This is a genomic window from Flavobacterium sp. NKUCC04_CG (assembly GCF_019345525.1).
Classification (GTDB): Bacteria; Bacteroidota; Bacteroidia; order Flavobacteriales; family Flavobacteriaceae; genus Flavobacterium.
This window is the reverse complement of sequence record NZ_JAHKRA010000002.1, coordinates 199,441-211,664: the sequence shown is the minus strand read 5'-3', so window position 1 is coordinate 211,664 and position 12,224 is coordinate 199,441. Positions and strand designations below refer to the sequence as shown.

The window sequence follows — 12,224 nt, the reverse complement described above, 5'->3', positions numbered from 1 at the left end:
TGAGAATGATTATGAAAATTAAAATTATAGATCTTCCTAAAATTGAAGATCCGCGTGGAAATCTTTCCGTCATTGAAAAAGATACGGTACCTTTTGCTATAAAAAGAGTTTATTATTTATATGATGTTCCATCTGGAGCAGAGCGAGGAGGACATGCCCATATTGTTCAATCTGCATTTTTAGTAGCTCTTTCCGGCAGTTTTGATGTAATTCTTAATGACGGTGTTGGTGAACAGGTTATTACATTAAATAGGCCTAATAAAGGTTTGTTGATTCCCGAAGGAGTATGGCGGGAATTAAAAAATTTTTCATCGGGTTCCGTTTGCTTAGTGGTTTCGTCAGGAGAATTTGACGAGACGGATTATATTCGCGATTTTGAGGATTTTGTAAAGACAAAATCGCTTTACTAAGCGATTTTTTGCTTTTTATAGAAAAGCAATACTAGGTCGTTTATTGATAATGAAATGATTATTAAAGCTGTTTTTATTGTAGAATTAGGAATTAAACCTTAAATTTGAAATAGAATTTTGAATAATCAAAAAAAAATTTAATTAAAACATTTGGTATGGCTACAGAATTAATTAAAGCAAAAGAACTTTACAAAATAGACCCTGTTTTTGGGCAATTGTCGTTCGATGATCACGAAGAAATTGTCTTTTGTTTCGATAAGGAGACCGGTTTAAAAGCGATTATCGGTGTTCATAATACGGTTTTGGGACCTGCTTTAGGAGGAACTAGAATTTGGAACTATGAAAACGAATGGGAAGCCTTAAACGATGTTTTGCGATTATCTCGCGGTATGACCTATAAGTCTGCTATTACAGGACTGAATTTAGGAGGTGGAAAGGCTGTAATCATCGGAGATTCTAAAAAGGACAAAACTCCTGAAATGATTAAAAAATTTGGAGAATACGTAAACTCGCTAGGGGGAAAATACATTACTGCCGAAGACGTAGGGTCAACCACTCAAGATATGGATATCATTCGCGATGTGACGCCTTATGTAACGGGAATTTCTGAATCTAGAGGTGGTTCTGGTAATCCATCGCCAGTAACGGCTTATGGGGTGTTTATGGGGCTAAAAGCCGCTGTAAAGCACCAATTTGGCTCCGATGCCCTTCAGGGAAAAAGAGTTCTAGTTCAGGGTATTGGACATGTAGGTGAAACCTTGGTTGATTATTTGACTAAAGAAGGAGCTATAGTTCAAATTACCGATATCAACGAACCGAAGTTAAAAGAGGTAAGCGATAAATACGGTGCTAAGATTTTTAGTGGCTCAGATTTATATAGTGCTGATGTAGATATCTATTCTCCTTGTGCCTTAGGAGCTACTATTAACGACGAGACCGTAAATAAAATAAAGGCTAAAGTCATTGCAGGTGCTGCAAACAACCAATTGGCAAACGATAAGGTACACGGTCAGATATTAAAAGAGCGCGGTATTTCGTATGCTCCAGACTTTTTGATTAACGCCGGAGGTATTATCAATGTTTATGGTGAAATTGTCGGTTACGGTAAGGAAGAAGCTATGAAGCGCACAGAAAATATTTATCATACTACTTTGGAAATATTTTTGAATGCGGAAAAGCACAACATAACCACCCAACAAGCGGCTATGAAAATGGCGCAAGATCGCATTGATGCGAAGAAAAAAGAGATCGCTAAGTAATAATAAAAACTTTTAAGTTTTATAGTTAACACCGTCAATTTGACGGTGTTTTTTTGTTATATATAGGGCTTTTTAGGTTTATTGTGTGTTAAATTTATTTTTTAAATTTATTAAACCATCGCTGTTTGTTAATTTTATGTTTTTTTTAAATCTTTTTTAATAAATTTAACTTTAATTTTTAAAACTTATATATTATGAAAAAAAGAAATTTATTAGGAATGTCGTTAGCCTTAATGGTTAGTTCTGTATCATTTGGTCAGATTGTTGGTCTCGCTCCCAATGTGTTTCCTGAAACGGGGAATGTCGGAATTGGGACTGATGCACCCGTTTCCAAATTAGATGTTGTAGGTACTATTAATGCGAGAAAAGGTGTTTTCACAAGAACCCCGACTTTTCTCAAACAAACTTATCAATCTTGGCAACAGCGAAATGACGCCAATGTTATATTGGCAGTTGGGAGTTCGATAGGTACTGGTGAAGGATATGTTAATACGCGTATGTTTAATTTTTTTGATTTCCCTAAATCGAATTTTGATCCTAAAGCAACGGTGTTTTTCGGAATAGAAGACCGTTTGGATAAAGCGCGTTATCGTTTTATAGCACAAGTAGAGGGAGAAACGCAGATGATTATATTAAATAAGAGTCAAGAAGAACTCGTAGCGGTATTTGAAGATGGCAATGATAATTTATATATGCACCTGCCTAAACCCAATTCCAGAATGATTATAGGAGGATTGGGAAGTTATTTGCCAGAACACAAGTTGGTTGTTCGAGGAAGCTCTAAAATTGAAGGTAATATATTGACAGATGCTAATGTTGGTATTGGTACGAGTAATTTTAATGACAATGGAACGAATTACAGACTATCAGTAAACGGAAAAATAAGAGCAACAGAAGTAAAGGTATATACCGGCTGGGCAGATTATGTTTTTAACGATTCCTATGCTTTGAAGCCGTTGGAAGAAGTAGCGCATTATATTGCAGAGCATGGACATCTTCCGAATGTTCCTTCGGGAGAAACTATCGAAAAAGAGGGGTTGAATTTAGGCGATATCGCAAGAATTCAACAAGAAAAAATCGAAGAGTTAACGCTGTATATCATTGATTTGAATAAAGAATTGAAAGCGTTGAAGCATGAAGTGCAATCTAAATTAAACTAGGTATGAAACAGAAATTACTAGTATTAGTATGCGTTTTTTTGTTAACTTTTCTAAGTGGATATGGGCAAACTCATTCCGTTTATAAAGAGTTACAGCATAGAAAATCATCGGTCGAAACACTAAATTTTACAGAACCATTCTTGCTTCCTTCAGATTCTAAAAAATTGGAAAATGATTTTAAGAAAGTACTTTTTGATGTAAATGATATTCAGTTGTTTGAATATAAAACTACCGACCTCTTTAACAAAGAAGTAAGAGGGGTTGTAAAGTTTAAAATTCCCTATGGAAAACAAGTATTTGATATAGAAGCCTTTGAATCTTCAGAAGGGCTGGAAGATCTTGTTGTTACCACTGGAAAAGGTTCTGAGGTAAAAGTTGATTTAAAGGTAAAGGTCTTTAAGGGGGTCTTGGCTAATGATGAAAAGAGTTTAGTTTCACTAACTTTTTTTAATGACGAAATTAGTGGATTTATTTCTTCTCCGTCTTTGGGGGATTATAATGTTGAAAAACTTTCTCAAAGTAACCTAATAGCCATTTACCCAACTGAAAATTTAAGTATAAAGAATAATTTTGTATGTGGTGTGGTTGATGATGAAAAAGAGCAAAATAAGGAAGTTTTTGTTCAGAGTAATTATGCTGCAGTACCAACTCTTAATAAGTGTGTTCGTTTATTTTTTGAAACGCGCTACGACATTTATGAGCAAAAGCATAGTGTTTTGGAAGTAATTAAGTTTGTAACGATACTTTATACACAAACAGAAACCATATATTATAATGAAGGTATACAGACTAAATTTTCGGGTTTAATAGTTTGGGATGTTCCTGATCCATATGGAATAAAGTATCAAGAAACGGAACCATTGTTGCCTAAATTCCGTTCATATAGAACTAGTTTTAATGGTGATTTAGGACAATTACTAACTTTTGAAACATCTGGTGGGCGTGCATATTTGGATAAACTTTGTAAATCAGGTGCTGTCGGAGTATCTGGTGTTCATAATTCAGTCGATAATATCTTTCCAAATTATAGTTGGAATGGGTCTGTGATTAGTCATGAATTTGGACATTCATTAGGATCGAATCATACCCATGGATGTTATTGGGGCCCCAATAGAAATACGGTCGTTGACGGATGTGGACAAACTGCTGATATTACGAAATACAACGAGAATTGTGGAAGTAGAGGGTATAATTTTATTAATTATGTACCTCCTTTACACGGTGGAACGATAATGAGCTACTGTCATCTGTTATCGAATGTTCAAATTTCTTTTAGCAATGGATTCGGTCCAGAACCCGGTGATTTAATTCGTTCTCGAGTAGCAAGAGCTTCGTGTTTACAAAGTTGCAATTATTGCCCAGAAGACTCTACAGTGATTCGTGAGGTAGGTGCTGGAACATATGAACGATTAAAAACGGTAAACAGTTTAATTGCTCAAAACATTATTCTTGGAAATGCGATATACACAGCGGGTAATGAAGTTGTGTTACAACCAGGATTCCACGCTAAAGAAGGCGCTTATTTTAATGCTTATATTGCCAATTGTGTTGGTGAGAATTATCTAATATCCACTACTGATTTAGCTGATAGTTCGAATAAACCACCAGTCGAGGAAGATAAAGCAACTAAAAAATTGACCATACATCCTAACCCTACTACTGGAACCTTTTATATTTCATATCCTTATAATGGTGTGAATACTTATTATGTCGAAATCTACGATATTAAAGGCAAAAAAGTTCTCGAACAAAAATTGACGAAAGAAAACAATAAAGTTTTCTTACAGCAATCGTATAAAGGAGTATATTCAATTCGTTTTTACGAGAATAATCAGGTTATCTTAGACAAGATTATTTTAAAATAATTTTTTTAAAATGCCGACTTACTAAGTCGGCATTTTTATAGCATATAGCTAATCCTTTTATTCTTTAGTGATTAACGATGTCCTTAAAACTTCTAAAACAATTATGTTTCTAATTTTTTATTTGTTTATTTTTGATGACTACTATACAAAGGAGATTAATGTTTGAGTGTTTATCTAAAAAAGGCAGGTTTTATTATGAATAGAAGAGTGGCGGTTTTGATACCTTGTTTTAATGAAGAAAAAACCATCGGAAAGGTAATTTGTGATTTTAAGAAGGCCGTTCCAGAGGCCAACATCTATGTATGTGATAATAATTCTAGCGACTTAACGGCTGCCATAGCAGAAAAATCAGGAGCCAAAGTTTTGTTTGAAGCACAGCAAGGTAAAGGACATGCGATGCTTAAACTTTTTAATTGTATAGAGGCTGATATTTATATTTTGGTAGATGGTGATGATACTTACCCAGCCGAAAGTGTAAGCCAAATGATTTCTTTATTGATTAAGACAAATGCCAATATGGTAGTGGGAGATCGATTAACTAACAATTCCTATAAGTCTCAAAACAAAAGAAAGTTTCATAATACCGGAAATTTATTGATGAATAAATTAATCAATACTTTTTTTAAATCAGACATAAAAGATATTCTAAGTGGATATAGGGTTTTTGATCTTGCTTTTGTTCAAAATTATGCCTCATTTGCAAAAGGTTTTGAAATTGAAACAGACCTTACCTTGTTTGCTTTAAATTATGAACTGACCGTTAAAGAAATTCCAATTGATTATCGAGATCGACCAGAAGGTAGTTTTTCGAAGTTAAATACTTTTACAGATGGATTTAAACTGATAATTACTTTTTTTAATTTATATAGGCTTTATAAACCTTTATCTTTTTTCACCTTATTGGCTTCTTTTCTCTTTTTGATAGCTTGTGTTTTAGGTAGTTTTCCCATCTATGAATATATAAAATTTCAATTTGTATATAAGGTTCCAACTGCAATTTTAGCTTTGGGAATGGTACTTATGGCGGCCCTGCTTTTTTGTTGTGGATTAATATTGGATTTAATTACGAATATTGATAGAAAAAACATGAAATTAAAAATGAAGCAATATGCGATTAAAATTTAAAAGTAACCTTTTTTTCTTAGTTGTCTTTTTATTGCTAACAAGCGTTTTTTATTCTAATTTTTTCGGACAGTTGGACGGTTCTTTTAAATATTTTCAGCGAGACTCGGAATCTTTAATTTTAGGGCGATTGGCTTTGTCTGAACGAGAAGGGGTTTTTTATCAGAGTGGATTGCCGGGCTGTTATGGAGATTATCTTACGGATCAATATAATATTTATCAAAATACGATAGAGGTAGATTCGAATTTTTTTAACACATACAATAGTCAGATTGGAGGACAGGGCATCTTTTTTTCGATATTAAGTAAAGTTTCTCCTTTTACAAACACTACAAATTTAATAGCTTTTTATATATTAACAGCGGCATTATTGGCTGCGGTTTTTAGCTTGTTTTTAGTTTGGGTCAAAAATAATTTTGGTTATTTTACAGCTATAGTAACCCTTTTATTGATGTTGTCGTCGTATTGGATTGTCATTTTTGGAAAAAACCTATGGTGGAGCCTTTGGTCGTTTTATATACCTTTTGTGTCTCTACTGTTCTTTTTAAATAGGGAAAAGTTTAAACAACGAATTTCAACTTGTTATAATGTGCAGATTTTTTGTGTATCCTTTATATTGATGTTTGTAAAATGTTTTTTTACGGGATATGAGTATATCACGACTACCCTAATTATGGGTGTAGTGCCTTATCTTTATTATGCTATAGTCGATCGATGGCCAATTATTGTTTTTGTAAAACGTGTGTTTGCGGCTTCACTAGGTTTGTGTACAGGTCTGGTAATGACTGTTTTTTTATTGATGTTTCAGCTAAATGGTAAGGAAAATCTGGAAGCAGAGAACGGTTGGGCCTATTTAAAAGCTACTTTTTTCAGAAGATCTTATAGTGATTCTTCTCGTTTTTCAGAACCGTATAAGGAATCGTTAGACAGTTCTTTTTGGGAAGTATTGAAAAAGTATTTGTCTGGAGATGCCTTTATATTTAAAACGGCGAATTATCATTTTGCAATAGACTTTAAAACCGTTATTTTAGTTTTAATAAGTTTTTCTATAATTTTTACTGGTTTGGCCTTGTTTCGTAAAATTAATAACAATCAAAAGAGTCGTGGTTTTGCATTGATGTATAGTTTGTGGTTCTCCATTTTGGCACCATTATCCTGGTTTCTGATTTTTAAAAGTCATTCGTACATTCATACACATATGAATTTTATAGTTTGGTATATGCCGTTTATGTTACTGGGATTTACCTGGATAGGTTATGTGATGTCTTGTCTATATAATAGTGTATGGATTAAATCAAAGCAGATTTCTGAGTTGGACTAACGCATAAAAAGCTGCAGGTGTAAACGGGTTTTTAAAATTAAGTATTTTGTAAAGAGACCGTATTCCTTTCTCTTAAAACTTTGACTCATTTCATAATGGATGCGCTGCAATAAGGCGTAATCTTCTTCTTTAGACTTATTAAGGCTATTGGATTTATTCAATATGTGGTAAGTAGATAGATTTATTTTTTTAGCAAAGGAATTCGACTTATTAAAATGAGTTCCAAGTGAATGTTCTAATTGCCGCTTTTTCACCCAAACTTGATCGCAAAAATAAATATTATATTGACGTGATGCTCTAATCCAATAATCTAAGTCTTCATAGGACAAGGTTTCATCATATCCGTTTAATTCTTCAAATATTTTTCGGTTGTAGAGCGCTGTAACGGAACACATACTCGTTCCGCCTGCTAAAATTTCGGTATATATATTACCCGACTTTCTTTCTTCTAAAACCTGTTCTTGTTCATTTACATCAAAGTAATACGATAGAAAAGCGCCATCTTTGTCAATATTTATAGCATTGCCATAAACAAATGCAGTACGGTCTATTGGGGTGTTTAAAATATGGTTTACTTGTGCGCTAACGGTGTTTTCTAATAAGACATCATCACAAGCCAAATCAATTAGAAATTGTCCGTTGGAAGCTTTTACAGCAGCATTAAAGCTCTTGGTGTTTCCCAAGTTACTACTATTCTTAATAAATAAGATATTTGAGTTTTTTATTAACCAATCTTCAATTACTTTTACAGAGTTATCAGTACTATAATCATCTACTATTATGATTTCTATATTTTCGTAGTTTTGAAATAAAACCGAATTGAGTGTTTCAACGACATACTCTTGATGATTGTAGCAAAGACAAATAACAGTAACCAAGGGTAGGTTTTGCATAAGAAAGGTATTTGGTCAAAAATATATAAAGTTAATGAAGTTACAAAATAAATATACGATTGCTCTAGTGGGGTTTCGCTTAAGTGGAGGTGGAGCCGAACGTGTGATGGCCAATCTTTCTGTATATTTTGACCAAATAGGGATTGAAGTGTATATTGTAACAGTTATCGATGAATTGGGATACGAATTTCGAGGAAAAGTGTTTTCAACAAGTGCTTCAAACTACGGTTATGGAATAACGGGAAGGTATAAAAGATTCTTGAAATTAAAACAATTTTTTAGTACCAATAAATTTGATTTTATTATTGATTTTCGATTTCGAACCAAAGGTATTCAAGAATGGGTTATTGCTAAATACATCTATAAAGCACCAACTGTTTTTACCATCCACAGTTCTAAGATACACGACTATATACCCACTCAAGATATTTTTTCCAAATGGATATATGGAAAGGCATATCAAATGGTTGCTATTACAGAGGAAATTAATCGAATGGTTACCGTTAATTCGCAACTAAGTAATGTGACTACGATTTATAATCCTGTAGATTTTGAATCTATTGATAGACTAAAAGTGGAAGCTATAGATTTGCAATTTGATTATATTATTGGTGTTGGACAATACGAAAACGGTGTTAAGCAATTCGATCATTTGATAGAAGCTTATTCAAAATCTAGCTTAAGACATCATCAGATTCACCTTGTTATTTGTGGGACTGGACGATTGATAGGGGAGCTAAAAGAGCAAGTAATTAGTTGTAAAATCGTTGATTTCGTTCATTTTATTGGGTTTCAAGATAATCCTTATAAATATATAAAGAATGCAAAATTTCTAACTTTAAGTAGTCAATTTGAAGGGTTACCCATGGTTCTGATTGAGAGTTTGGCTTGTGAAACTCCTGTTGTTTCCTACGATTGTTTATCCGGGCCTAAGGAGATTGTTATTCCTTATAAAAACGGCTTATTGGTTGAAGATCAAAACATTGATAAGTTGAAAGAAGCCTTAGATTTATTTATAGACAATGTGGACCTATACAACAGTTGTAAAGCCTATGCCAAGGAATCTATAGGTCAGTTTAGTTTGGAAATAGTAGGGCAAAAATGGGTTTCACTAATGAAAATGAGCTAAATTATGGAATGTTAGAGTTTTCTATAAGATAGGTCTTTGAGTCTATCCGCAAATTCACAAGGAATAAAAATAGAATGAAGCATGAAAATAGTTTATTTATCAACACAAATATCCAGTTCAGGTGGTGCCGCAAAGGTGACTGCTTCAAAAGTTAATTATTTTATTGAAAACTGGGGTTATGAAGTTTCGATAATTAGTAGTAATGATGAAATAGAAAAAACTTTTTTTGAATTTAATCCTCAGGTAAAGTTTTATTTTCTCAATCATAAAATGAAAAATCCTTTTTCCATTATTTCTTTTTACAAACAAGTCAATGTTCTTATTAAGATAATAAATCCGGATGTTATTCTAGTTAATGATAATGGGTTTAAAGCTTATTTCGCAAGTTTATTTATTAAGAAAAAAAACTTGTGGTTTGAAATACATGGTTCGCGAATATTTTTATTACAAGATAAAAGATCAACAATTGAGAATCGATTGATTTTAGGTGTGTCAAATCTATTGTATAAAAAATTTGATAAGATTATTTTGCTAAATGAAGAGAGTAAAACGGAATGGAATCACCGTGATATAGCAATAATTCCCAATTTTGTAGAACCGGTTTCTAAAATAGGTATCAATAAGATTCATTCTAATAGAATTATAGCTGTTGGCAGAATATCTGTTGAAAAAGGTTATGACCGTATGTTGACTGTTTTTGAAAAAGTGGTTGCAGATTTCCCAGATTGGAGTTTGCATATCTATGGCAAAATAGAAGATGTTGGTTTATATCATTCCCTCTTAGAGCGAAAAGTTCCGCAAGTTTTTTTTTATGGAGAAACACTATCGATAGAGGAAAAGATTATTGAATCGGAATTTTTGATTCATGCGGCCTATCATGAAGGTATGGGGATGGTTTTAGTAGAAGCTTTAAACTTAGGAAAGGTAGTTGTTGCTTTTGATGTGCCATTTGTGGTAAATGGGATTATTAAGGATAGCATTAATGGTTTTTTAGCAGAGGATAATAATCTACTACAATTCGAGGAAAAAATGAGATTGCTTATTGAGGACAAAGAATTGTTGAGCCGGATGGAAACGACAACAAAAAAGTCGATACCAACCTATCAATTAGAAGGTGTTGTCGGTCAATGGGAACGATTATTTAGAAGTTTGTAAACTGCAGAAGTACCCCAATTTGTAAAGGTCAAATAGGAGTACGGAAGGTTTTTCTGACAATAGATTTTTTAATAAAAAACCTTCTGTTTTTAAGAAAAGCCAAGTGGTAATTCTCTGTAAATAGAAAAAATTAATTAAATAAAATGTTTTCAATAAAGAAGTATCCCGTTTCACTATTACACCGCTTTTCCATAGTTTGTTTAAGTTTTCGATGGATATTTTAGTTTTATTTAAAAAGACCTGTGATAATTCTAGCTTGAGGTGATACACTGGGTTGTCCACATGAAAAACGTCGATTTGGTTTTTTTGTAAATCTTTATAAAAAACTAAATCTTCATAGCCATAATCTCGAATTTTGTTGTTAAAGCGAATATTATTTATGCTTTTTTTACTAAAACAAATATTGGAGCAAAGGGCATAACTGTAGGGATTTAGATTGCGGACCGATGCAGATATAGCTTCCCGCGATTTACCATATACCCAACGTAACATTTCGTTTTTTGGAATTCCATCTTGATGGTACTGCAGTCCTCCATTAATAAATGTTTTGTTTTGATTGACAAGTAGATCTAAGTAGTTTTTAATAAAATGAGGTTGCGCTGGTAGGGTATCGCTATCCAGCATAATAATACTATCGAATTGCGCTTTATTGATTAAAAAATTACGAGAAAGACTTCTGCCAATATTGATAGGTTGTATAAAATAATGACAATGTTCTAGTTGTTCTATGGATTCGTTTTTGTAATGATTGTTAGAATTATCGTCGGAACACAGAATCTCAAATTCCACTCCCAAAGAAACACATTCAATCTGTAATCTTTTAACTAGGGTATATAAACTGTAATTGTATGAAACTATTAAAATAGACAGCATATACTTTAAACCGTTCTTTGAACTACTTCAAATAGCTTACCGTCTTCGCATTTTATAGTTTTGGCTGGATATTTCAACAACAAGGCATAATCATGGGTAGCCATAATGATGGTACGTCCGTTTTTATTAATCTTTTGTAAGACTTCCATGACTTCAACACTGGTTTGAGGATCGAGGTTTCCCGTCGGTTCATCAGCTAAAATCAAATCGGGGTCGTTGAGTAATGCTCTGGCAATGGCGATGCGTTGTTGTTCACCTCCAGATATTTGATGCGGCATTTTTCGCGCATGAGATAACATACCCACTCGGTCCAATACCTCTTCAATTTGGCGGTGCATAGCCTCTTTCTCTGCCCAACCCGTTGCTTTTAAAACAAATAATAAGTTGTCGTAAACATTTCTATCGGGAAGCAGCTTAAAGTCTTGAAATACAATTCCCAATTTTCTTCTTAAAAAAGGAATATCGCTTTCACGTAATTTTTCCAAATCGTAATTAACTACGGTTCCGCTACCTTCTTTCAGTTTTAAATCGGCATAAATCGTTTTCATAAAACTACTTTTCCCAGCTCCTGTTTTTCCAATGAGGTATAGGAATTCGCCTTTTTGTACTTCCAAGTTAATTTGAGATAGTACGGCATATTCATCCTGATATATCGTGGCGTTTTGAAGTGATAAAACTGATGTAGACATAGGTTTGTTAATTAGTGTGGTAAATGTAGGGAGTTAAATCGTCTAAATCAAGGCTTGAAATAAAAAAACCGTGCTTGTTTTTGATTGACCTTAAAATTAGAGGTGCTCTTATGTAAGTTTATGTGTTTTTATTAACAATTTAATTCATTTACAGTTTATTACAGTCTTTTTTATAATTTTTTAACAGCTTGTAATTCGATTGCTATAGGATCTGGTTCGCTTGTTTATAAAGCTGTAATATATCTTTTTCCACTGAATAGATAACTGTGATTTTTGATCAAAAATCGGGTTTAATGTACTATCTAAATTATTTCAGTGTGGATAGTGAGTTATACTTTTTGTTAGAAA

At 33.0% G+C, this 12,224-nt stretch carries 11 protein-coding genes; 8 read left to right on the top strand and 3 right to left on the bottom strand.

Translation table 11 applies throughout. From position 1 onward, the window contains the following. The first annotated feature begins 11 nt into the window (after positions 1–11). The 6 genes from KO524_RS02485 to KO524_RS02460 all read left to right on the top strand — a co-directional run bounded on the left by KO524_RS02485 (position 12) and on the right by KO524_RS02460 (position 7,137). Positions 12–410: an FdtA/QdtA family cupin domain-containing protein gene (locus KO524_RS02485; RefSeq protein WP_219289320.1), complete on the top strand. Its 399-nt coding sequence runs from the start codon at positions 12–14 to the stop codon at positions 408–410. Positions 411–565: 155 nt separating this feature from the next. Then, positions 566–1,669, top strand: a complete 1,104-nt coding sequence (locus KO524_RS02480; protein ID WP_219289319.1) for a Glu/Leu/Phe/Val dehydrogenase — start codon at positions 566–568, stop codon at positions 1,667–1,669. A gap of 194 nt (positions 1,670–1,863) precedes the next feature. After that, the gene (locus KO524_RS02475; protein WP_219289316.1) at positions 1,864–2,829 is read left to right on the top strand and encodes a hypothetical protein; all 966 of its coding nucleotides are present in this window, start codon (positions 1,864–1,866) and stop codon (positions 2,827–2,829) included. A gap of 2 nt (positions 2,830–2,831) precedes the next feature. Further along, on the top strand, positions 2,832–4,694 hold the full coding sequence (locus tag KO524_RS02470; protein ID WP_219289312.1) for a zinc-dependent metalloprotease: 1,863 nt from the start codon (positions 2,832–2,834) through the stop codon (positions 4,692–4,694). A gap of 195 nt (positions 4,695–4,889) precedes the next feature. Beyond that, complete coding sequence (locus tag KO524_RS02465) at positions 4,890–5,819, top strand: glycosyltransferase family 2 protein (protein ID WP_219289309.1); 930 nt, start codon at positions 4,890–4,892, stop codon at positions 5,817–5,819. After that, on the top strand, positions 5,803–7,137 hold the full coding sequence (locus KO524_RS02460; protein ID WP_219289306.1) for a hypothetical protein: 1,335 nt from the start codon (positions 5,803–5,805) through the stop codon (positions 7,135–7,137). The genes KO524_RS02465 and KO524_RS02460 overlap by 17 nt, the downstream gene beginning before the upstream one ends. Here KO524_RS02460 and KO524_RS02455 read toward each other — a convergent pair. Beyond that, positions 7,134–8,030: a glycosyltransferase gene (locus KO524_RS02455; RefSeq protein WP_219289303.1), complete on the bottom strand. Its 897-nt coding sequence runs from the start codon at positions 8,028–8,030 to the stop codon at positions 7,134–7,136. The two genes, KO524_RS02460 and KO524_RS02455, sit on opposite strands and share 4 nt — an antisense overlap. Positions 8,031–8,064: 34 nt before the next feature. Here KO524_RS02455 and KO524_RS02450 point away from each other — a divergent pair, with 34 nt between their 5' ends. Together KO524_RS02450 and KO524_RS02445 are read left to right on the top strand one after the other, a co-directional pair. Next, a complete protein-coding gene (locus KO524_RS02450) occupies positions 8,065–9,159 on the top strand; it encodes a glycosyltransferase (protein WP_219289300.1) in 1,095 nt (364 codons plus the stop codon). An 81-nt stretch (positions 9,160–9,240) separates the two neighbouring features. After that, a complete protein-coding gene (locus KO524_RS02445; RefSeq protein ID WP_219289297.1) occupies positions 9,241–10,314 on the top strand; it encodes a glycosyltransferase in 1,074 nt (357 codons plus the stop codon). Here KO524_RS02445 and KO524_RS02440 read toward each other — a convergent pair. After that, on the bottom strand, positions 10,297–11,187 hold the full coding sequence (locus KO524_RS02440; RefSeq protein ID WP_219289294.1) for a glycosyltransferase: 891 nt from the start codon (positions 11,185–11,187) through the stop codon (positions 10,297–10,299). The two genes, KO524_RS02445 and KO524_RS02440, sit on opposite strands and share 18 nt — an antisense overlap. Before the next feature lie 5 nt (positions 11,188–11,192). Beyond that, positions 11,193–11,876, bottom strand: a complete 684-nt coding sequence (locus tag KO524_RS02435) for a cell division ATP-binding protein FtsE (protein ID WP_219289291.1) — start codon at positions 11,874–11,876, stop codon at positions 11,193–11,195. Between the last annotated feature and the right edge of the window lie 348 nt (positions 11,877–12,224).